This is a genomic window from Streptomyces sp. NPDC004126, from assembly GCF_050275515.1.
In the GTDB taxonomy this organism is placed as follows: domain Bacteria; phylum Actinomycetota; class Actinomycetes; order Streptomycetales; family Streptomycetaceae; genus Streptomyces.
In genome coordinates this window covers 53,588-74,842 of record NZ_JBNNPF010000026.1, presented here as the reverse complement: position 1 = coordinate 74,842, position 21,255 = coordinate 53,588, and the positions used below count along the sequence as shown (strand labels likewise).

The 21,255-nt window shown below is 72.7% G+C and carries 14 protein-coding genes; 7 read left to right on the top strand and 7 right to left on the bottom strand.

The window, feature by feature from the left end; all coding sequences use genetic code 11:
* The first annotated feature begins 304 nt into the window (after positions 1–304).
* Together ACQKM2_RS23945 and ACQKM2_RS23940 are read left to right on the top strand one after the other, a co-directional pair.
* Positions 305–694 (top strand): MerR family transcriptional regulator, encoded by a 390-nt coding sequence (locus tag ACQKM2_RS23945; RefSeq protein ID WP_427712966.1) that lies wholly within the window; start codon positions 305–307, stop codon positions 692–694.
* Positions 695–724: 30 nt separating this feature from the next.
* Complete coding sequence (locus ACQKM2_RS23940) at positions 725–1,075, top strand: thioredoxin family protein (protein ID WP_427712963.1); 351 nt, start codon at positions 725–727, stop codon at positions 1,073–1,075.
* Here the strand turns inward: ACQKM2_RS23940 and glgB are convergent.
* From glgB to ACQKM2_RS23920, 4 genes are all read right to left on the bottom strand, one after another.
* Positions 1,065–3,350, bottom strand: coding sequence for a 1,4-alpha-glucan branching enzyme (glgB, locus tag ACQKM2_RS23935; protein ID WP_427712961.1), 2,286 nt, complete (start codon positions 3,348–3,350; stop codon positions 1,065–1,067). The two genes, ACQKM2_RS23940 and glgB, sit on opposite strands and share 11 nt — an antisense overlap.
* Positions 3,347–4,786, bottom strand: coding sequence for a maltokinase N-terminal cap-like domain-containing protein (locus ACQKM2_RS23930; RefSeq protein ID WP_427712958.1), 1,440 nt, complete (start codon positions 4,784–4,786; stop codon positions 3,347–3,349). Before ACQKM2_RS23930 ends, glgB begins: the two co-directional genes overlap by 4 nt.
* A 154-nt stretch (positions 4,787–4,940) precedes the next feature.
* The gene (gene treS, locus ACQKM2_RS23925; protein ID WP_427712955.1) at positions 4,941–6,647 is read right to left on the bottom strand and encodes a maltose alpha-D-glucosyltransferase; all 1,707 of its coding nucleotides are present in this window, start codon (positions 6,645–6,647) and stop codon (positions 4,941–4,943) included.
* On the bottom strand, positions 6,644–8,638 hold the full coding sequence (locus tag ACQKM2_RS23920; protein WP_427712953.1) for a maltotransferase domain-containing protein: 1,995 nt from the start codon (positions 8,636–8,638) through the stop codon (positions 6,644–6,646). Before ACQKM2_RS23920 ends, treS begins: the two co-directional genes overlap by 4 nt.
* A 341-nt stretch (positions 8,639–8,979) precedes the next feature.
* Here ACQKM2_RS23920 and ACQKM2_RS23915 point away from each other — a divergent pair, with 341 nt between their 5' ends.
* Both ACQKM2_RS23915 and glgP read left to right on the top strand, forming a co-directional pair.
* Positions 8,980–9,579: a GNAT family N-acetyltransferase gene (locus ACQKM2_RS23915; RefSeq protein ID WP_427712950.1), complete on the top strand. Its 600-nt coding sequence runs from the start codon at positions 8,980–8,982 to the stop codon at positions 9,577–9,579.
* A gap of 123 nt (positions 9,580–9,702) precedes the next feature.
* Positions 9,703–12,339 (top strand): alpha-glucan family phosphorylase, encoded by a 2,637-nt coding sequence (gene glgP / locus ACQKM2_RS23910; RefSeq protein ID WP_427712947.1) that lies wholly within the window; start codon positions 9,703–9,705, stop codon positions 12,337–12,339.
* A 31-nt stretch (positions 12,340–12,370) separates the two neighbouring features.
* Here the strand turns inward: glgP and ACQKM2_RS23905 are convergent, their stop codons facing one another.
* Positions 12,371–13,372: an Lrp/AsnC family transcriptional regulator gene (locus ACQKM2_RS23905; RefSeq protein ID WP_427712943.1), complete on the bottom strand. Its 1,002-nt coding sequence runs from the start codon at positions 13,370–13,372 to the stop codon at positions 12,371–12,373.
* A 138-nt stretch (positions 13,373–13,510) separates the two neighbouring features.
* Between ACQKM2_RS23905 and ACQKM2_RS23900 the strand changes: the two genes are divergently transcribed.
* The gene (locus tag ACQKM2_RS23900) at positions 13,511–15,049 is read left to right on the top strand and encodes an MFS transporter (RefSeq protein ID WP_427712940.1); all 1,539 of its coding nucleotides are present in this window, start codon (positions 13,511–13,513) and stop codon (positions 15,047–15,049) included.
* Positions 15,050–15,180: 131 nt separating this feature from the next.
* Positions 15,181–15,678, top strand: a complete 498-nt coding sequence (locus ACQKM2_RS23895) for a hypothetical protein (protein WP_427712937.1) — start codon at positions 15,181–15,183, stop codon at positions 15,676–15,678.
* A 105-nt stretch (positions 15,679–15,783) separates the two neighbouring features.
* Here the strand turns inward: ACQKM2_RS23895 and ACQKM2_RS23890 are convergent, their stop codons facing one another.
* Positions 15,784–18,057 (bottom strand): M4 family metallopeptidase, encoded by a 2,274-nt coding sequence (locus tag ACQKM2_RS23890; RefSeq protein WP_427712935.1) that lies wholly within the window; start codon positions 18,055–18,057, stop codon positions 15,784–15,786.
* Positions 18,058–18,439: 382 nt separating this feature from the next.
* Here ACQKM2_RS23890 and ACQKM2_RS23885 point away from each other — a divergent pair, with 382 nt between their 5' ends.
* On the top strand, positions 18,440–19,927 hold the full coding sequence (locus ACQKM2_RS23885) for a sugar transferase (protein ID WP_427712932.1): 1,488 nt from the start codon (positions 18,440–18,442) through the stop codon (positions 19,925–19,927).
* A 17-nt stretch (positions 19,928–19,944) separates the two neighbouring features.
* Here ACQKM2_RS23885 and ACQKM2_RS23880 read toward each other — a convergent pair whose 3' ends face one another.
* Complete coding sequence (locus ACQKM2_RS23880) at positions 19,945–20,889, bottom strand: GDP-L-fucose synthase family protein (RefSeq protein WP_427712929.1); 945 nt, start codon at positions 20,887–20,889, stop codon at positions 19,945–19,947.
* Positions 20,890–21,255: the final 366 nt, after the last annotated feature.

Below are 21,255 nucleotides of genomic sequence, written 5' to 3'. Positions count from 1 at the left end.
GTAGGAAAGTCCTATGGAGTTCATGACTTTGGGCGGTTTTCCCGGCGACTGTCCGGTAATCGGTCCATAGGAAGATCCATTTGCGGGAGTGAGGCCAGCGTACGGATTAGGCCACTCCATTTCAGGTGACTCGCGAGGCCCGGAGAGTGATCCCGGTCACAGGGCGTGAACCGGACCGGTCCGCCGTCCGTGATCCATGTCGGGGGCCCTCGCATACGGGGGTGGCGAGGGCCCCGCCCCTTTCCTTGACGCTCTCCCTTGACGCCCTTCCCTTGACGTCGGCGTCAAGGAATACGGTCGGGCCATGCGCATCGGCGAACTGGCGAGGCGGGCCGGGACCAGCACCCGGACGCTCAGGTACTACGAATCACGCGGACTGCTCACGGCCCGCCGCACCGGCAACGGCTACCGCGACTACGACGAGGACGACCTGCGCCTGCTGCGCCAGATCCGGACCCTCCAGGACTTCGGCTTCGAACTGGAGGAGACCCGGCCGTTCGTCGAATGCCTGCGCGCCGGCCACCCGGCCGGGGACGCCTGCCCGGCCTCGCTCGCGGTCTACCGCCGCAAGCTCGCCGAGCTGGACGGCCTGATCGGCCAGCTGTCCGACGTCCGCGACCAGGTCGCCCGCCAGCTGGCGGCGGCCGAGCGGACCGCCGGGGACGCCGCGCCGCGCTGCGAGATGACCGGCTGAAGAGAACCGGCTGACGAGAGGGGAACGGAAATGATCCACGCCAAGGGTGTGGCCGAAGTGACCGACGCCGACTTCGAGGCGCGGGTGCTGGCCGAACGGGGCCGGCCCGTCCTGGTGGAGTTCACCGCGGACTGGTGCGGCCCGTGCCGCCAGCTCGCCCCGGTGCTCTCCGCCGTGGCCGCCGAGCGGGCGGACCGCCTCGCGGTCGTCCAGATCGACGCGGACAGCAACCCCGCGACCGTCACGCGCTACGGGGTGCTGTCCATGCCGACCATGCTCCTCTTCCGCGACGGGGAGCCCGTCCGGCAGATCGTCGGCGCCCGGCCCAAGCGCCGGCTGCTTCAGGAGCTCGACGAGGCGCTCGCCCCCGTCACGGCCTGAGCCAGACCGTCGCCATCGGCGGGAGCGTCATCCGCAGGCTCGCCGCACGCCCCTGGGCCGGCACCGGCTCCGGGCGCAGCGGCCGCCCGTGGTGGACGCCGCTCCCGCCGTACTCCTCCCGGTCGGTGTTGAGGACCTCCCGCCACAGCGGCACCTCCTCCGGCACCCCGATCCGGTAGCCGTGCCGGACCACGGGGGAGAAGTTCGACACGCACAGCAGCTGCGAGCCGTCCTGCGCGTACCGCAGGAACGCGAACACGTTGTCCTCGCGAGCGTCCGCCTCCACCCACGCGAACCCCTCCGGCACCGCGTCCCGCTCCCACAGCGCGGGAGCCGCCGTGTAGGCGCGGTTCAGGTCGCCCACCAGGTTCCGCACCCCCCGGTGGTCGCCGGCCGCCGGATAGGAGGAGTCCAGCAGCCACCAGTCCGGCCCGTACGCCTCCGACCACTCCGAGCCCTGCGCGAACTCCTGCCCCATGAACAGCAGCTGCTTGCCCGGGTGGGCCCACATGAAGCCCAGGTACGCGCGGTGCGTGGCCCGCTGCTGCCACCAGTCGCCCGGCATCTTCGACACCAGCGAGCGCTTGCCGTGCACCACCTCGTCGTGCGAGATCGGCAGCACGTAGTTCTCGCTGAACGCGTACACCATCCCGAAGGTCATGTCGTGGTGGTGGTACTTGCGGTGCACCGGCTCCTTCGACACGTACCGCAGCGTGTCGTGCATCCAGCCCATGTTCCACTTCAGGCCGAAGCCCAGTCCGCCCGAGTCCGTCGGCCGCGTGACCCCGTCCCAGGCCGTTGACTCCTCTGCGATCGTCACCACCCCCGGACAGCGCCGGTAGACCACCGCGTTCATCTCCTGCAGCAGCGCCACGGCGTCCAGGTCCTCCCGGCCGCCGTGCTCGTTCGGCGACCAGTCGCCCTCGCCGCGCGAGTAGTCCAGGTAGAGCATCGAGGCCACCGCGTCCACGCGCAGCCCGTCCACGTGGAACTCCTGGCACCAGTAGACGGCGTTGGCCACCAGGAAGTTGCGGACCTCCTTGCGCCCGTAGTCGAACTCCAGCGTCCCCCAGTCCGGGTGCGCGGCCCGCCGCGGGTCCTGGTGCTCGTACAGCGGCCGCCCGTCGAACTCGGCGAGCGCCCAGTCGTCGCGCGGGAAGTGCGCCGGCACCCAGTCGACGATCACCCCGATCCCGGCCCGGTGCAGCGAGTCCACCAGCAGCCGGAAGTCGTCCGGGGTGCCCATCCGCGAGGTCGGCGCGTAGAAGCCGGTGACCTGGTAGCCCCAGGAGCCGCCGAAGGGGTGCTCGGCGACCGGCATGAACTCCACGTGCGTGAAGCCGAGTTCCTTCACGTACGCCGGCAGCTGGTCGGCCAGCTGCCGGTACGTGAGCCCCGGCCGCCAGGACGCCAGGTGCAGCTCGTACACCGACAGCGGCGCCTGGTGCGGGGCCAGGGCGCCGCGCGTGGCCATCCACTCGGCGTCCTGCCACACGAACCGCGAGGCCGTGACCACCGAGGCGTTCGCCGGCGGGACCTCCGCGTACTGCGCCATCGGGTCGGCGCGCAGGGTGTGGCTGCCGTCGGGGCGGGTGATGTCGTACTTGTACAGGGCGCCCTCGCCGACCCCGGGCAGGAACAGCTCCCACACCCCGCTCCCGCCGAGCGAGCGCATCGGGTAGGCCACCGAGTCCCAGTACGAGAAGTCGCCGGTGACCCGCACCCCCCGGGCGTTCGGCGCCCACACGGTGAAGCGGGTGCCGGCCACCCCCTGGTGCTCCATCGGCCGGGCGCCCAGCGCCGTCCACAGCTCCTCGTGCCGGCCCTCGCCGATCAGGTGCAGGTCCAGCTCCCCGAGGGCGGGCAGGAACCGGTACGGGTCGTGGACCTCGACCTCGTCGCTCTCGTACGTCACCAGCAGCCGGTAGTCCGGCACCCCGGTCAGCGGCAGCAGACCGGAGAACAGCCCCTCCCCGTCGTCGAAGAGCTCGGCCCGCAGCCCCTTCGCCACGATGGTGACGGCCTTCGCGTACGGGCGCAGCACCCGGAAGGCCACCCCGCCCCGCTGTGCGCGGGCGCCCAGCAGCGAGTGCGGGTCGTGGTGGCGGCCCTCCAGCAGCCGGGCCCGTTCCTCCGCGTCCAGCGCGGGCGCCGGCCGCACGCCGTGCGGCGGGGCGGCGCGGCGGGCGCGTGGCGCGCGGGCCCGCTTCGCGGGTTCGGGTACGGCTGCGGCTTCCTCGCGGACGGTCGGTGACGGCTGTCGTGCGGCGCTCACGCGAGCGGCCTCCTCGGGGGCTTCGGGTGGGGGGTGGGGGTGGTGCCGGGAGCCGGCGGGGGCATGCGGTGTGCGGGCCGCTGGGGTTCCGACAGCCGGCGGATCGCGGCCATCGGGACGTGCAGCCAGTCGGGGCGGTGCCGGGACTCGTACCGGGCCTCGTACACCGCCTTGTCGGTCTCGTACGCGCGCAGCAGCACCGGGTCCTCGCGCGGGTCGCGGCCGGTGGTGCGGGCGTAGCCCTCGCAGAACGCGGTCCGGCAGGCGTCCGCCCAGGCGGGGGCGAAGGGCCGGTGCGAGCGGGCGGCGTAGTCGAAGGAGCGCAGTATCCCGGCGATGTCGCGGACCGCCGGCTCGGGGCGGCGGCGGTCGGCGAGCGGCCGGGCGGGCTCCCCCTCGAAGTCGATCAGCGCCCAGCTGCCGTCGGCGGTGCGCAGGGTCTGGCCCAGGTGCAGGTCCCCGTGGATGCGCTGGGCGGGGACCCCGGCGCCCCGGGAGGCGGCCAGCGCGTCGAAGGCGCCGCGCAGCCCGGCCTCGTACGGCCGCAGCGCGGGCACCTCGCGGCAGGTGGCGGCGAGCCGGGCGGTCATCCCGGCGGCGAGCCGGGCGGTCTGCTCGGGACCGAGGGCCAGGGTGGGCAGTGCGGTCGCGAGGGCGCTGTGCACCTCGGCGGTGGCCCGGCCCAGCGCGTGCGCCTCGGCGGTGAAGTCGGCCCCGGCCCCGAGTCTGCGCAGGGCCAGCTGCCAGCCGTCGTCGGAGCCGCGCAGGTAGGGCTGGAGCACGCCCAGGGTCAACGGTTCTCCACCGGGCAGCTCGGCCTCGTACCAGGCGACCGGAGCGGGCACGCGGGCGCAGCCGGCGGCGGCCAGGGCCCGGGGCAGTTCCAGGTCCGGGTTGACCCCGGGGCCGACCCGGCGGAACACCTTGAGGATGTACGAATCCCCGTAGATCAGAGAGGAGTTGGTCTGCTCCCCGGACAGCGGCCGGGGCAGCAGTCCGGCCTGGACCGGGGTGTCCGGGTCCCGGTCGAAGCGGAGCGGGCCCAGCGTCCCGGGGGAGCGGAGCCGTTCCAGCAGCAGGGAGGCGAGCCGGGGGTCGCCCAGCGCCTCGTACACGGCCCGGCCCGCGTAGGGGCCGCTCTCGGCGTGCCCGATCAGGGCGGGCGCGAGGGCGGGCGGGAGCGGGGACGGGCGGATGCCCAGCAGGAGCTGGTAGCAGTCCCCGTCCACGTCGAGCAGCAGGTGCAGCAGGCCGGGGGCGGAGCCCGGCGGCAGCAGTTCGGCCGTCGAGACGGCCTCGATCCGGCCGATCCGGCGCCCCTTGCCGGCGAACCAGCGCTGTGCGGGCAGCCAGTCCCTCAGCATCGGTTCCAGCGCGGTGGTTCCGCCGGCCCGGGCGGGCGTCAGCCGGCTCCGGGCGGATGCAGCCTCCGACATGGCGTCGCGTCCTTTCCCCGGGCCGTCACAGAATGCGCAGAGTGTCCCGGATGCGCGGCAGTTGCTTCTCCGGTATGTGCGTGTGTCGGGTCAGGATGATCCGTACAGGGGCGGGCCGTTGACCCAAAGGAGTGCCCGCCCCGTAGCGGGTCCGTCAGTCGGCGCGCTGGTCGCTGCGGAGCCGGAACCAGTAGAAGCCGTGGCCCGCCAGGGTCAGCAGGTACGGCCACTCGCCGATCGGCGGGAAGCGCACGTCTCCCGTGAGCTCCACCGGGACCCGCCCGTTGAACGACCTCAGGTCCAGTTCGGTGGGCTGCGCGAAGCGGGAGAAGTTGTGCACGCACAGCACCAGGTCGTCCCCGAACTCGCGCAGGAACGCGAGCACCGCCGGGTTGGACGAGGGCAGTTCGGTGTACGAGCCGAGGCCGAAGGCCGGGTTGGCCTTGCGGATCTCGATCAGCCTGCGGGTCCAGTGCAGCAGTGAGGAGGGCGACGCCATGGCCGCCTCGACATTGGTGACCTGGTACCCGTGGACCGGGTCCATGATGACCGGCAGGTTCAGCCTGCCCGGATCGCAGGAGGAGAAACCGGCGTTGCGGTCCGGGGTCCACTGCATGGGGGTCCGTACGCCGTCGCGGTCGCCGAGCCAGATGTTGTCGCCCATGCCGATCTCGTCGCCGTAGTAGAGCACCGGCGAGCCGGGCAGCGACAGCAGCAGGGCGGTGAACAGCTCCATCTGGTTGCGGTCGTTGTCCAGGAGCGGGGCGAGCCGGCGGCGGATGCCGATGTTGGCCCGCATCCGGGGGTCCTTGGCGTACTCGGCGTACATGTAGTCGCGTTCTTCGTCCGTGACCATTTCGAGGGTGAGCTCGTCGTGGTTGCGCAGGAAGATGCCCCACTGGCAGCCGTCCGGGATCGCCGGGGTCTTGGCCAGGATCTCGGAGACGGGGTAGCGCGACTCTCTTCGCACGGCCATGAAGATGCGCGGCATCACCGGGAAGTGGAACGCCATGTGGCATTCGTCGCCGCCCTTGGAGAAGTCGCCGAAGTAGTCGACGACGTCCTCCGGCCACTGGTTGGCCTCGGCGAGCAGCACCGTGTCCGGGTAGTGCGCGTCGATCTCGGCGCGGACCCGCTTGAGGAGCTCGTGGGTGCGGGGCAGGTTCTCGCAGTTGGTGCCCTCCTCGGCGTAGAGGTAGGGCACGGCGTCGAGGCGGAACCCGTCGATGCCGAGGTCGAGCCAGAACCGCAGCGCCGAGACGATCTCCTCCTGCACGGCCGGGTTCTCGAAGTTGAGGTCCGGCTGGTGTGAGAAGAAGCGGTGCCAGTAGTACTGCTTGCGGACGGGGTCGTACGTCCAGTTGGAGGTCTCGGTGTCGATGAAGATGATGCGGGCGTCCTGGTACTGCTTGTCGTTGTCGGCCCACATGTAGTAGTCGCCGTAGGGCCCTTCGGGGTCCTTGCGGGACTGCTGGAACCACTCGTGCTGGTCGCTGGTGTGGTTCATGACGAAGTCGATGATCACCCGCATGCCGCGGGTGTGCGCGGCGTCCACGAACTCCACGAAGTCGGCGAGGTCGCCGAACTCGGGCAGCACGGAGGTGTAGTCGGAGACGTCGTAGCCGCCGTCGCGCAGCGGCGAGGCGAAGAACGGCGGCAGCCACAGGCAGTCGACGCCGAGCCACTGGAGGTAGTCCAGCTTGGCGGTGAGCCCCTTGAGGTCGCCGACGCCGTCGCCGTTGCTGTCGTGGAAGGAGCGGACCAGGACCTCGTAGAAGACAGCCCGCTTGAACCAGTCGGGGTCGCGGTCCTTGGCGGGGGTGTCCTCGAAGGTGTCGTGGACGGGATCGTTGATCATCATGTGGTGGGTGACCCTCCGGTGGGCGGGGACGGTCGCAGGGCGGCCAGGACGTGCGCGGGAGTACGGCCCGGTTCCAGGCGCACGTAGTTCGCCCTGCCCCAGTGGTATGTCTCGCCGGTGAGCTCGTCGCGCACCGCGAGGGACCCGTGCCAGTCGAGGCCGAGTACCGGCATGTCCAACGAGACCGTCGCCTCCTGGGTGTGGTGCGGATCGAGGTTGACGACCACCAGTACGGAATTGCCACCGGAGTGCTTCGAATAGGCGATCACCTGTTCGTTGTCGGTCGGATGGAAGTGGATGTCGCGCAGCTGCTGGAGGGCCGGGTTGCGCCGGCGCAGCCGGTTCAGGGCGGTGATCAGCGGGGCGATCGTGCGGCCCTCGCGGTCGGCGGCGGCCCAGTCGCGCGGGCGCAGCTCGTACTTCTCGGAGTTCAGGTACTCCTCGCTGCCCTCCCGGACGGGGGTGTTCTCGCAGAGCTCGTAGCCCGCGTAGACGCCCCAGGTGGGGGAGAGGGTGGCGGCGAGGACCGCCCGGACCTCGAAGGCGGGCCGGCCGCCGTTCTGGAGGTACTCGTGCAGGATGTCGGGCGTGTTCACGAAGAAGTTCGGCCGCATCACGGACGCCGAGCGGTCGCCGGACAGCTCGGTCAGGTACTCGGTCAGCTCGGCCTTGGTGTTGCGCCAGGTGAAGTAGGTGTAGGACTGCTGGAAGCCGACGGACGCGAGCGCGCGCATCATCGCGGGCCGGGTGAAGGCCTCCGCCAGGAAGATCACGTCGGGGTCGGACTTGTTGATCTCCGCGATCACCTTCTGCCAGAACACGACCGGCTTGGTGTGCGGGTTGTCGACCCGGAAGATCCGGACCCCGTGCTCCATCCAGTGCCGCAGGATCCGGACCGTCTCCTCGACGATGCCGGCCATGTCCGAGTCGAAGTGGACCGGGTAGATGTCCTGGTACTTCTTCGGCGGGTTCTCGGCGTACGCGATCGTCCCGTCGGCGCGGTGGCGGAACCACTCCGGGTGCTTGTCCACCCACGGGTGGTCGGGGGAGCACTGGAGGGCGAAGTCGAGCGCGATCTCCATCCGCAGGTCGCGGGCGCGCGCCACGAAGGCGTCGAAGTCCTCCAGGGTGCCGAGCTCGGGGTGGACCGCGTCGTGCCCGCCCTCCGGGGAGCCGATGGCCCAGGGCACGCCCGGATCCCAACTCCCCGCCGACAAAGTGTTGTTGGGGCCCTTGCGGAAGGTGGAGCCGATCGGGTGGATGGGCGGCAGGTACACGACGTCGAAGCCCATCGCGGCGATGGCCGGCAGCCGTTCGGCGGCGGTGCGGAAGGTGCCGCTCACCGGGGCCCTGCCCGGCTCCACCACCGCTCCCTCCGAGCGCGGGAACATCTCGTACCAGGAGCCGAAGAGGGCCCGCCTGCGTTCGACGACCAGCGGCAGCGGCTTGGCGGCCGTGACCAGCTCCCGGTACGGGCGGCGGGCGAGCGCCGCGCCGACCGCGGGCGCGAGGGCGGCCTCGTACCGCTGCGCGGCCGGCCGGTCCTCGTCGCGCATCGCGTCGGCCGCGGCCAGCACGGCCTCGCGGCCGTCCCGCTTGGGGATCTTCGCGGCGGCCCGCTCGTAGAGCTCCGCCCCTTCGAGGAGCATCAGCCCCGTGTCGAGGCCGGCCGGGATCTTGATGGCGGCGTGGGCCCGCCAGGTGGCGACCGGGTCGCTCCACGCCTCGACGGTGTACGTCCACCTCCCCTCGACCTCGGCGGAGACCCGGGCGCCCCACCGGTCGGTGCCGGGGGCGAGTTCGCGCAAGGGCACCGGCGGGCGCAGCCGCCCGCTCGGGTCGCGCAGTACGACATGGGCGGCGACGGCGTCGTGGCCCTCTCGGAACACGGTGGCGGAGATCTCGAAGACCTCGTCCACGACCGCCTTGGCGGGTCTGGCGCCGCAGTCGACGGCGGGGCGGACGTCCAGCACGGGAATGCGACCGATCATGATGGGATCACCTGGAGGCAGTTCGCAGGGCTCGGTGACGGGCCAGCCGGAATCGCGGCTGGTAGTGCACGCTCTGTTCGCTCTGTTTCTAGCCGCTCGGAAGACGGCTGGGCTGCGGGCATGGCCGCTCCTGTCCGCGTTCACTCGGGTGGCGGGGAAAGGTTGTGGGCGGGTGCGCCGTGCGTGTACCGCGTGTACCCGCACAGCCCTTCCCACTCTCACCCCGCCCAATCCGCACCGTCGGTTAACTACTCGTACGTAGTGGGACGCGGACTGCGGGGGAACGGCTCGGCCCGGCCCGGGATCCGCCGAGGCTCCGTCAAGTCGGCGAGGATGGGCCGATGGACAGCGAAAACACCCTCGTCACGCAGGCCCCCACAGCCGCTCCCGCCCCATGGGGCGGGACCCCTCAGCCGGTGTTCGACCTCCCCTGCGGAATGGTGCTGCGGCCCTGGCGCGAGGCCGACGCCCCCGTGCTCGTCACCGCGTACGAGGACCCCGGCATCCGGCACTGGAACCGGCCCGAGCCCGAGACCCTGGAATCGGCGGCGGCCCGCATAGCCCGCTGGAACCGGCGGTGGGAGCAGCGGGCGGCGGCGGCCTGGGCCGTGTCGGCGGAGCCGGCCGCCCCGGCCGTCGGCCTGGTCGGGCTCGCCGACTTCGACCCCGAGGGCGCGAGCGCGGAGTTCCTGTACTGGCTGCTGCCGGCCGGGCGCGGGCGGGGCGTGATGCCGCAGGGCGTGGCCGCGGTGGCCGGCTGGGGCTTCCGCGAGGCGGGGCTGCACCGGCAGCGCATCTGCCACTCGGTCGCCAACCCGGCCTCCTGCGCCGTCGCGCTGAAGGCCGGCTTCCCGCTGGAGGGCACCATGCGCGGCGCCCTCCGGCACGCCGACGGCTGGCACGACGAGCACCTGCACGCCCGTCTCGCGACGGACGCCTGACAGTCCGTCCCGGAGGCGCCATGGCCGGGCCGCGGCTGCGCCGCTAGCCTTCCGGGGGCGACGCGCGGGTGCACAGCGTGGTGCGGTCGCTCCGATCCGTCATCCCCTGCGAAGGTGGAACGTGTGAAGGCTATCCGTCGATTCACCGTGCGCCCCGTCCTCCCCGAACCCCTCATGCCGCTCGCCGACCTCGCGCGCAACCTGCGCTGGTCGTGGCATACGGAAACCCGCGAACTCTTCCAATCCGTCGACCCCGAGGGCTGGCAGGCCGCCGGCGGCGACCCCGTCCGGCTGCTCGGCGCCGTGCCCGCCTCCCGGCTGGCGGAACTCGCCGCCGACCGGCGGTTCCTGCGCCGGCTCGCCGTGGCCGCCGCCGACCTCGACGACTACCTCCACGGCGGCAGGTGGTACCAGACCAACGAGAACGCCGCGGAGCTCCCCGCCGCCATCGCCTACTTCTCCCCCGAGTTCGGCATCACCGCAGCCCTGCCCCAGTACTCCGGCGGCCTCGGGATCCTCGCCGGGGACCACCTCAAGGCCGCCAGCGACCTCGGCGTCCCCGTCGTCGGCGTCGGCCTGCTCTACCGGCACGGCTACTTCCGCCAGTCCCTCTCCCGAGACGGCTGGCAGCAGGAGCACTACCCGGTGCTCGACCCCCACGAGCTGCCCCTGTCCCTGCTGCGGCACGAGGACGGCGTCCCCGCCCGGGTCACGCTCACCCTGCCCGGCGGGCGGTCGTTGCACGCGCACATCTGGCAGGCCCGCGTCGGCCGGGTGCCGCTGCTCCTGCTCGACTCCGACGTCGAGGACAACGACGCCGGCGCCCGCGAGGTGACCGACCGGCTCTACGGCGGCGGCAGCGACCACCGCCTCCTCCAGGAGATGCTCCTCGGCATCGGCGGCGTCCGCGCCGTACGGGCGTACTGCCGGATCACCGGCCACGCCGACCCCGAGGTGTTTCACACCAACGAGGGACACGCCGGCTTCCTCGGACTGGAACGCATAAGGGAACTCGACGTCGAGCAGGGCCTCGGCTTCGACGCCGCCGTCGAAGCCGTGCGCGCCGGGACCGTGTTCACCACGCACACCCCCGTGCCCGCCGGCATCGACCGCTTCGAGCGCTCCCTCGTCGCCCGCCACTTCGGCGACGGCGGCGAACTGCCCGGCGTACCGGTCGAGCGGATCCTGGAACTGGGCGCCGAGTCCTACCCGGGCGGCGACCCCGGGGTGTTCAACATGGCCGTGATGGGCCTGCGCCTCGCCCAGCGGGCGAACGGGGTCTCCACCCTCCACGGAGCGGTCAGCCGGGGCATGTTCGCCGGGCTCTGGCCGGGCTTCGACGCCGCCGACGTGCCCATCACCTCCGTGACCAACGGGGTCCACGCCCCGACCTGGGTCGCCCCCGAGGTCATGCGGCTCGGCGCCCGCCAGATCGGGGCCGGACGCACCGAGGACGCCCTCGCCGTGGGCGCCTCCGCCCGCTGGGACGCCGTCGCGCAGATCACCGACCAGGACGTCTGGGACGTACGCCGGACCCTGCGCGAGCAGCTCGTCCAGGAGGTCCGCGACCGGCTGCGCGCCTCCTGGAAGCAGCGCGGGGCCGCCGACGCCGAACTCGGCTGGGTCGACGGCGTCCTCGACCCGGACGTGCTGACCATCGGCTTCGCCCGCCGCGTGCCCTCGTACAAGCGGCTCACCCTGATGCTGCGCGACCCGGAGCGGCTGCGCCGGCTGCTGCTGGACCCGGACCGCCCGGTGCAGATCGTCGTCGCCGGCAAGGCGCACCCGGCCGACGACGGAGGCAAGCGGCTCGTGCAGGAGCTGGTCCGCTTCTCCGACGACCCGCGCGTGCGCCACCGCATCGTCTTCCTGCCCGACTACGGCATGGCCATGGCGCAGAAGCTCTACCCGGGCTGCGACGTCTGGCTGAACAACCCGCTCCGCCCGCTGGAGGCCTGCGGCACCAGCGGGATGAAGGCCGCCCTCAACGGCTGCCTCAACCTGTCGGTGCTGGACGGCTGGTGGGACGAGTGGTTCGAGCCCGACTTCGGCTGGGCCATCCCCACCGCCGACGGGCTCGGCACGGACGAGGACCGCCGCGACGACCTGGAGGCCGGCTCCCTCTACGAGCTGATCGAGGAGCGGGTCGCACCCCGCTTCTACGACCGGGACGGGCGGGCCGGGCTGCCCGTGCGGTGGATCGAGATGGTCCGGCGCACCCTGGTCTCCCTGGGCCCGAAGGTGCTCGCGGGGCGGATGGTGCGGGAGTACGTGGAACGCCTCTACGCCCCGGCCGCGCTCTCCCACCGGGCCCTGACCCCCGACGCCGCGCAGGAACTGGCCTGGTGGAAGGGCCGGATCCGGGCCTCGTGGCCGCGGGTCGCCGTCGAGCACGTGGAGGCCGTGGCCGCCGCGCCCGTCGGGGGGACCGCCGAACTGGGCGCCACCCTCACGCTGCGGGTGCGGGTCGCGCTGGACGCCCTCGCGCCGGAGGACGTGGAGGTGCAGGCCGTCGCCGGGCGGGTCGACGCCCAGGACGTGATCCGGGACGGGCGGGCCTTCCCGCTCAAGCCCGCCGCCGGACCCGACATGGAGGGGCGCTGGGTGTACGAGGGCCCGCTCGCGCTCGACCGGACCGGGCCCTTCGGCTACACCGTACGGATCCTGCCGACGCACCCGCTGCTGGCGACCCCGGCCGAACTGGGCCTGGTCGCGGCCCCGGTGGACACCGACGCGCTGGGCGGCGTACTGCTGCGCTGACCCGCCGCCGCGGGCAGGGTGCGGGACGGGCTCAGGGGGCGGGCGGCGGATCCACCAGCCGCCCGCCCTCGACCAGCATCCCGGCCCGCTTCACGCTGCGCAGGGCCGGGATCACCTCGACCTGGCCCACCCCGTCGACCGCGCCGATCTTCTCGGTCAGATAGGTGTAGAGGGCGTCGGTGTCCCGGCACACCACCACCGCCATCAGCGAGGCCGCCCCGGTCACGGCCGCCGCGAAGGGCACCTCGCGGTGGCCGGCGAGGGCGCTGCCCACCTCCGCCAGCCGGGCCGGCGGGACGGTCAGCACCAGCGTCGCCTCCGCCTCGTAGCCGAACAGCTCGGGCACGAACTCCACGTCGAAGAAGAGCGCCCCGAGGTCCCGCAGCCGCTCCAGCCGGCGCCGGGCGGTGGACTCCGACAGCCCGGTGGCGCGCGCCAGCTCCGGATACCCCGCGCGGCCGTCCCGGCCCAGCACCGCCAGCAGCGCCGACTCCGCGGCGTCGAGGACGTACCGGTCCGGCGCGGGCCCGGCCGGGGGGCGCTGCAGGGCCGCGATCTGGTCGGGACTCAGCTCGTCGACGCCCGCCCACGCCTCGGGCCCGCCGAAGAACTTCCGCAGGATGGTGTGGGCGCTGATGCCGGTGACCCGGCGGGTGCGCGGCAGCTTGTCCAGCAGCAGGGCGTCGCGGTCCCTGCGGGTGCGGGCCCGGGTCATGCAGTGGATCTCCGTGCCGCCGGAGTTCAGGGTCACCCAGGCGATGTCCGGGCGGCGGGCGAGCGCCTCGGCCACCGGCAGCGCCGCGTCGGGGGCGCACTGGATCCGCAGCCAGGACTCGAACAGCCCGACGCGGCTGCCCACGGGCAGCCCGACGACGCGGATCAGCCCGGCGCTCCGCAGCCGCCGGTAGCGGCGCACGACGGTCTGGTCGGAGACGTCCAGCACCTCGGCGATCCGGCTGAAGGGCGCCCGGCCGTCGATCACCAGGGCCTGGATCAGGGAACGGTCGAGACCGTCCAGCTCCTCGTCATTCATGGTTTCCATCATGACGGGTCCACCGGTGAGGGAAATCCGGCAGGAGGAGGTCTGCGGGTGGGGTTCCGGGGCGGCCGCTGCGAGCGTGGGGTCACGCGGGGGCGCTCCCCGCCCCACCCCGACACGAGGAGACCCCCCATGCGTAAGTGGCTGCCGCTGACGGCGGTGTGCCTCGGGGCGTTCATGCTCCTGGTCGACGTCACGATCGTGACCGTCGCCCTCCCGGACATGGCCGCCGACATGCGCACCGATTTCGCCGGCCTCCAGTGGGTGATGGACGTCTACGCCCTCGCCCTGGCCGCCCTGCTGCTCGGCGCGGGCTCACTCGCGGACCGGATCGGCCGCCGCCGCGTCTACCTCGGCGGGCTGCTGCTCTTCGCCGCCTCCTCCCTCGCCTGCGGGGTCGCGGACGGCCCGGCCGCGCTGATCGCCTTCCGCGCCGTGCAGGGCGTCGGCGGCGCGGCCATGTTCGCCACCACCATGGCCCTGCTCAGCGCGGCCTACCAGGGCCGCGACCGGGGCGTCGCCTTCGGCGTGTGGGGTGCGGTGAACGGCGCCGCCGCCGCGGCCGGCCCGGTCATCGGGGGGCTGCTGACCGAGCACTTCGGCTGGCGCTGGATCTTCTTCATCAACCTGCCCGTCTGCGCGCTGGCCGTCTGGGTGACCCTGAAGGCGGTGGCCGAGTCCCGTGACCCGCGGGCGCGGGGGCTCGACCTGCCCGGCATGGCCGCCTTCACCGTCGGGGCCGCGGCCCTGACGTACGCCCTGATCCGGGTCGGGGAGAACGGCTGGACCTCGGCCGCCACCCTCGGGCTGTTCGGCCTCGCCGCGGCCGCCTTCGCCGCCTTCGTCCTCGTCGAACTGCGCGGCTCCCGCCCGATGCTGGACCTGTCGCTCTTCCGCAGCCCGGTCTTCGTGGCGGTGATGGCCGCCGGGCTGCTGCTGTCCGGCGCGGCGTTCTCGTACCTGATGTACGTCTCCCTCTGGCTCCAGTCCGCCGAGGGGATGAGCCCGGTGGGCGGCGGCCTGGTGCTGCTCCCGATGAGCCTCGCCGGCTTCGTCGTCGCGGCTCTGGCCGGGCGGCTGCTGCACGGGGCGTCGCCCCGGCTGACCATCGGCGGCGGGCTGCTGCTGATCGGGGCGGGCGCGCTGCTCCAGGCCTGGATGCTGGACGCGGGCGACGGCTGGACCGCCCTCGCCCCCGGGCTGCTGCTCACCGGCGTCGGCGTGGGCATGGCGACCCCGGCGCTGGCGGCCACCGCCATGGGCGCGGTGGCCCCGGCCCGGGCGGGCATGGCCGGCGGCGTGCTGAACACCGCGCGGCAGCTGGGCACCGCGCTGGGGATCGCGGTGCTGGGCGCGGTGTTCCACGCCGGGCTGGCGGACGGGCTCGGCGGGCGGCCCCGGGAACTCGCCGACGCCCTCGCCTCCGGAGGGGCGGGGCGGCTGCTGGCGGCGCCGGGGGCGCGGGAGTGGGTCGACGCGGCCTTCGCGAGCGGGCTGCGGGACACCTTCCTGGTCTCGGGGGCGATGGGCCTGGCCGGCGCGCTGGCGGTGGCGCTGCTGGTCCGCCGCCCGGCCGCCGGGGCTCCGGTCCCGGCGCAGGGCGGAGCCCCGGCGACCGCTCCGGCGGGTGCTCCGGCCGCCGCTCCCGCGTCCGGACGGACCTCCGCCTGAGCCGCCCCCGGGAGGGTGAACCTTCGAACGCGCTGTGCATGGCGGGGCTGCCGGTGGCCCGTCCGCTCCTAGGCTGCCCGCGGACGTCCACCGGACCCGGTCCCCATGCCCCCCGAGAAACGGACCCTCACATGCGTCTTCGCTCCACCGCCGCGGCCGCGCTCCTCGCCTCCTTCACCCTCGTCCTCCCGGCAGCCGGCCCGTCCCTGGCCACCGGCCACGACCCGTACCACCACTCCCTGGGCGAGTTCCACTACCGGTTCGCCGACGACGGGGACACGCGCCGCAGGACGATCGAGCCCGCCGACAACGACACCTGCTACCGGCTGACCGGCACCTCGCGGAACCGGCCCGCCTTCTGGGTGGAGAACGACACGGAGTCCCTCGCCCTGGTCTTCCGGGGCGACAGCTGCGGGGGCGAGGCCCAGGAGACGCTGCGGCCGGGCGAGCGCGCACACGACCTGAACGTCCGTTCGGTGTTCTTCAAGCCGGACGGCCACCACGGCGGCCACCACGGTGGCCGTGACGACGACTGGGACGACGATGACCGCAGCATGGTCCGCCCCGGCCAGGGCCGCGCGATGACCCCGGGGGACTACATGAACGATGTCTTCCGTTCCATCGGCTGACGGACCGTCCCGCCGCATGGGACAGGGCCGCCCGGGGAGGTTTCCTCCCGGGCGGCCCCGTGGTTTCAGCGGTTCAGCGGTGGTTCACTTCCTGCCCCGAGGGGATCAGAAGGTGAGCTTCCAGCTGTCGATCTTGCCGGTGTCCAGGCTCGCGTTGTCGTTGACCCGGAGCTTCCAGACGCCCTGGGCGACCTCGGAGGAGGCGTTCACCGTGTAGCTCTTGACGATGTTGTCCGCACTGCCGCCGGAACGGTTGTGCAGGTTGTAGACGGAGCCGTCGGGCGCGACCAGGTCGACCTTCAGGTCACCGATGTAGGTGTGGACGATGTTGACGTCCACCTTGAGGGTGCTCGGCGCGTTGCCGGTGCGGGTCACCGTGATCGGGGACTCGACGGTGGCGTTGTCGGCGATCGCGTAGTCGTTCGTGTTCTCGAAGACGTTCTGCTGCGCGGTGCCGACGGTCCAGGTGAAGGACGCCGTGCCCGTCTTCGAGGCGGAGTCGGTCACCGTGACGGTCACGTTGGACGTGGCCGCGGTGGTCGCCGTACCGGAGATCAGACCGGTCGAGGAGTTGATCGACAGGCCGGCCGGCAGGCCGGTGGCCGAGTAGGTCAGCGCGCCCGGGTTGGTGCTGGTCGCCTGGACCTGGAGGCTCACCGCGGTGTTGATCTGGGTGGTCTGGTTGGCGATCGCGGTGACCGTCACGCCGTCGTTGATGCGCGGGCCGACGTTGATGGCGGCCCAGGCGTTGGCGACGTTGTTGTACGTGGCCGAACCCTGGCCGTACAGGTCGGCGGCGGCCTTCAGCGTCTGGACGCGGGCGTCGGCGTAGTTGGTGTTGGACTTGAAGTAGCCCACCGTCAGCGCGCGGAACCAGATCTTCGCGGCGGCGTCACGGCCGATCGCGGTGACGGGCAGGCCGTCGGAGGTCGGCGAGTCGTAGCTCACGCCGTTGATGACCTTGGCGCCGGAGCCCTCGGAGGCCAGGTAGAACCAGTGGTTCGCCGGACCCGAGGAGTAGTGGACGTCGATGCCGCCGAGGCCCGAGTACCAGGCGTCCTTGGAGCCGCCGTCCTTGCTCGGCTTGTCCATGTAGCGCAGCGGGGTGCCGTCGCCGTTGATGTCGATCTTCTCGCCGACCAGGTAGTCGCCGACGTCCTGCGGGTTGGCGGCGTAGAACTCGACCGCCGCCGCCATGATGTCGGAGGTGGCCTCGTTCAGACCGCCGGACTCACCGCTGTAGGTCATGTTGCCGGTGACCGAGGTGAGGCCGTGGGTCATCTCGTGCGCGGCCACGTCGGTCGAGGTGAGGGGCTTGTTGTTGCCCTCGCCGTCGCCGTAGGTCATGCAGAAGCAGGAGTCGTCCCAGAAGGCGTTGACGTACGCGTTGCCGTAGTGGACCCGGGTGTACGGGGCCACGCCGTCGTTGCGCAGGCCGTTGCGGCCGTGGACGTTCTTGTAGTAGTCCCACGTGACCTGGGCGCCGTAGTGGGCGTCCGCGGCGGCCGTCTCCTTGTTGGAGGCCAGGCCGTTGCCCCAGATGTCGTCCGGACCCGAGAACAGGGTGCCGGTGCCGGAGCTGCCGCCGTTGAGGTTGTAGGTCTTGTGGTTGCCGCGGCCGGCGTCGGTCAGCGTCCAGTTGCTGCCCGACTGCGAGGAGCCGAGGGTGACCTGGCCGCTGTACATGGTGTTGCCGGTGCCGGTCTGGACGCCCTGCCACTGGGCGATCTTCGCGCCGGTCTTGGCGTTGGTGATCACGTGCAGCTGGCTCGGGGTGCCGTCGTCCTGGAGGCCGCCGACGACGGTCTCGAAGGCGAGGACCGGGACGCCTTCCGCGGCCCAGATCACCTTGCGGGCGCCCTTGTCGGCCTTGGTCTGCTTGGAGCCCTCGGCGTTCGCAGCCGAAACGGCCTGGCCCTCGGCGGCGGACGGGGTGACGGTGGCGTTGGTGTCCGAGACCTTGATCTCGTGCTGGGTCGCCTTGGTCACGCTCTTGGTGACGCCGTCCTTGGCGTGGACGGTGAGGTCACCGCCGAGCACGGGCAGACCGTCGTAGGTCCGCTCGTACGTGGTGTGCGTGGTGCCGTCCGCGTCCTTGACCACATCGCGGACTATCAGCTTCTCGCCGCCACCGAGGCCGAGCGACTTGGCGGCCTGGGCGGTGGTCGAGTTGGCCTCGGCGAGGAGCGTCGCACGCTCCGAAGCGCTGAGTTTGGCGGCCGCCGCGCCCGGGTTGGGCTGGGCGGCGGTGCGGGCCTGCGACGCGGTGGCGTCGGCGGCGGCGGTGGCGGTGCCGGCCTGCATGCCTACGGCGATCAGGGCGGCCGCGGCTACGAGGGCGCCGGCCGCGGTGGCACGCCGCTGGGGGGTGGGACTCAACGCAGACTCCTTCTGCAAGGGGGGTTCCGGATGGCTGGGTGGGCCTCCGGGCAGATCAGGGCTGGTGCGATGAACGGATCGAAGAGTGCCAGCTGTTGGCCGCGATGTCAGGGCCACATCAAAAGGTTGGCCGGAAACAGTTCGTTGTCCGAAGAGACGTATCCGGTATCCGAACCATTCACCTTCGTGTGGGAGCGGTCCCGCCCGCGGCTGGAACGGTTGCTACCGGCTGTTAACACTTGGGCAACAAGGGGTCTCGTTCACCCGAACGGCATTTACCGTACGGGTGTTTGTCGTACTGTTTCCCGGTGCGACATGTGTTCGCTGTCAGGGGAAGCAGTGGACAGGCGGCACCGAAACAGACCACGTGCCAGGGGGGACCATGAGGCATGTCCGTTTTCCTGAGCAAAGAGAGGCCTCCGGGGCGGCCGGGCCCCACGGACCGGAGGCGGCCCCGGTGCGACGCCTCGGAGACAAGGCGCGGTGGTACCTGCCCGTGGCCGTCACGGCCGACCTTGTCGGCGCCGCCGTGCCCGTCGGCCTGGTCTTCGACGCCGCCGGACAGGCCAGGCCCCTGCACTGCGCACTCGGCGCGGCCCTCGCCTGGACCGGGGTGCAGGCCTTGCGCCGACGGTACGCCGGCCGGGTGCTCGGAGAGTCCCGCGGAGTGCTCCCCGTACTGCACGACTGGCTGATTCTGATCGGTGTCCTGGCCGTCGCCCGCGTGGTGACGGCCGAGGAGACCCCCCGCCTCGCCGCCCTCGGCGCACTGCTGCCCGCACTCCTCGTCACCGTCGCCTGCCACAAACTGACGTACCGCCACCTGTCCGCGGCCCGCCGCGAGGTGCAGGCCGTCAGCCGGGTCCTGGTGGTCGGCGAGCCCGCCGCCGCCGAGCACGTCATCGCGCACCTCGCCGCGCGCACCGACCACCCGTACGTCGCCGTCGGCCTCGTCCCGGTCGGCGGGGGCCCCCTCGCCGGCGGGATGCCCGTCGCCGCCAGGCTGGACGCCTCGATGCCCAAGGCGCCGAACCGGGACGCGTCCGCCGTGCTGCGCGCCGTCCGCCGCCACCACGCCGACCTGGTGCTGGTGGCGCCCGGGGCGCGGTTCGCGGGGGAGCGGCTGCGGCGGGTGGCCTGGGCCCTGCACGACGAGGGCCTCGAACTCGCCGTCTTCCCCGGCCTGGTGGAGGTGTCCGTCAAGCGGCTGGAGACCCTGTCGGCGGGCGGGCTCGCCGTGCTGCGGGTCGCGCCTCCCGTACGGCGGGGGGTGCAGCCCCTGCTCAAGGCGGTGCTCGACCGGGTGGGGGCGGCCGTCGGGCTGCTGCTGCTGTCGCCGCTGTTCCTCGGGCTCGTCCTGGCCATCCGGCTCGGCTCGAAGGGGCCCGCCTTCTACAGCCAGCGGCGCGTCGGCCGCGACGGGGTGCCCTTCGTCATGTGGAAGTTCCGCACGATGGTGACGGACGCCGACCGCCTCAAGGCCGGGCTGGCCGGGGCCAACGAGAACGACGGCCTGATGTTCAAGATGCGCCGCGACCCCCGGGTGACCCGGGTCGGCCGGCTGCTGCGCCGCACCTCACTGGACGAACTGCCGCAGCTCGTCAACGTCCTGACGGGCAGCATGTCGCTGGTCGGCCCCCGTCCGCCGCTGCCCGAGGAGGTGGCGGAGTACGACGAGGTCGAGCTGCGCCGGCTCACCGTACGGCCCGGGATGACCGGCCTGTGGCAGATCAGCGGGCGGTCGGACCTGTCCTGGGACGAAACGATTCAGCTCGATCTGCAGTACGTGGACAACTGGTCCTTCACCAGCGATGTCGACGTGATGGGCCGTACGCTCCGCGCCGTGGTCGACGGCCGCGGAGCGTACTGAGGGGACGTGCGGTGACGTCAGCCCTGGCCGAGCCACCAGCGGTAGGTGGCGTCGATGCCGTCCCGCAGGGCGATGCCCGGCTTCCAGCCCAGCGAGGTCAGACGGGACACGTCGAGCAGCTTGCGCGGGGTCCCGTCCGGCTTGGAGGTGTCCCAGGCCAGGCGGCCCCCGAAGCCGGTGACCTCGGCGACCGTCTCGGCCAGCTCCTTGATGGTGAGGTCCTCGCCGCAGCCGATGTTGACGGGCTCGTCGCCGTCGTAGCTCTCCAGCAGCACCGCGCAGGCCGCCGCCAGGTCGTCCACGTGCAGGAACTCCCGGCGCGGGGTGCCGCTGCCCCAGAGGACGACCTCGTCGCGCCCCTCCGCGGCCGCCTCGTGGAAGCGGCGGATCAGCGCCGGCAGCACGTGCGAGGACTGGAGGTCGAAGTTGTCGCCCGGTCCGTAGAGGTTCGTGGGCATGGCCGAGACGAACGAGGCCCCGTACTGCTTGCGGTACGACTGCACCTGCACGATGCCGGCGATCTTCGCGAGGGCGTAGGCCTCGTTGGTGGGCTCCAGCGGGCCCGTCAGCAGGGCGTCCTCGGTGATCGGCTGCGGGGCCAGCTTCGGGTAGATGCAGGAGGAGCCGAGGAACAGCAGCCGGCCCGCGCCGGCCGCGTGCGCGCCGGCGATGACGCTGAGCTGGATCCTGAGGTTGTCCTCCAGGAACTGCACCGGGTACGTGCTGTTCGCCATGATCCCGCCGACCTTCGCGGCGGCCAGCACGACCGCGTCCGGGCGGACGTCGCGCAGGTACGCCTCCGTCGCGGCGGCGTCGCGCAGGTCGAGGTCGGCGCGGCCGCGCGTGAGCACCTCGTGGCCGTCGGCGGTGAGGCGGCGCGCGACCGCGGACCCCACGAGGCCGCGGTGTCCGGCGACGAAGACGCGGGCGTGCGGGGGGAGGAGGGGCGGGGTGCTTGTCATACCGCCGATGATGCCAGTCCGCTGGCCGCGGGTTTCGGGGGACCGGACTCGGCGTCCGGACCGCCGGGTTGGCCCCCGGGAGCCGTCGTGGGCGTGCGGCGCCGTTGCCGGGGGCTCTGCCCCCGGACCCCCGCGCCTCAAACGCCGGCGGGGCTGGATGGAGCGGTGGGGCTGGATGGAGCGGTGAGGCTGGATGGAGCGGCGGGGCTGCACTGCGCGGCCAGGCCGGTCCGTAGGGCGGGACCGGAGTGGGCGTGTACGGTACGCATCCAGTCCCGGACCAGGGACGGGCGGGCCTGGCCCGCTGCCTGCCGGAATGCCGCAGGGCCGTCGGGGGGCCCTGCGGGCGGGGCCGGGGGCGGAAAA

What these genes read in the sequence shown, in the direction of transcription:
- ACQKM2_RS23945 (WP_427712966.1), top strand. Translation starts at nt 305, where the DNA reads ATGCGCATCGGCGAACTGGCGAGGCGGGCCGGGACCAGCACCCGGACG.
- ACQKM2_RS23940 (WP_427712963.1), top strand. Translation starts at nt 725, where the DNA reads ATGATCCACGCCAAGGGTGTGGCCGAAGTGACCGACGCCGACTTCGAG.
- ACQKM2_RS23930 (WP_427712958.1), bottom strand. Translation starts at nt 4,786, where the DNA reads ATGTCGGAGGCTGCATCCGCCCGGAGCCGGCTGACGCCCGCCCGGGCC.
- treS (WP_427712955.1), bottom strand. Translation starts at nt 6,647, where the DNA reads ATGATGATCAACGATCCCGTCCACGACACCTTCGAGGACACCCCCGCC.
- ACQKM2_RS23920 (WP_427712953.1), bottom strand. Translation starts at nt 8,638, where the DNA reads ATGATCGGTCGCATTCCCGTGCTGGACGTCCGCCCCGCCGTCGACTGC.
- ACQKM2_RS23915 (WP_427712950.1), top strand. Translation starts at nt 8,980, where the DNA reads ATGGACAGCGAAAACACCCTCGTCACGCAGGCCCCCACAGCCGCTCCC.
- ACQKM2_RS23905 (WP_427712943.1), bottom strand. Translation starts at nt 13,372, where the DNA reads ATGAATGACGAGGAGCTGGACGGTCTCGACCGTTCCCTGATCCAGGCC.
- ACQKM2_RS23900 (WP_427712940.1), top strand. Translation starts at nt 13,511, where the DNA reads ATGCGTAAGTGGCTGCCGCTGACGGCGGTGTGCCTCGGGGCGTTCATG.
- ACQKM2_RS23895 (WP_427712937.1), top strand. Translation starts at nt 15,181, where the DNA reads ATGCGTCTTCGCTCCACCGCCGCGGCCGCGCTCCTCGCCTCCTTCACC.
- ACQKM2_RS23885 (WP_427712932.1), top strand. Translation starts at nt 18,440, where the DNA reads ATGAGGCATGTCCGTTTTCCTGAGCAAAGAGAGGCCTCCGGGGCGGCC.
- ACQKM2_RS23880 (WP_427712929.1), bottom strand. Translation starts at nt 20,889, where the DNA reads ATGACAAGCACCCCGCCCCTCCTCCCCCCGCACGCCCGCGTCTTCGTC.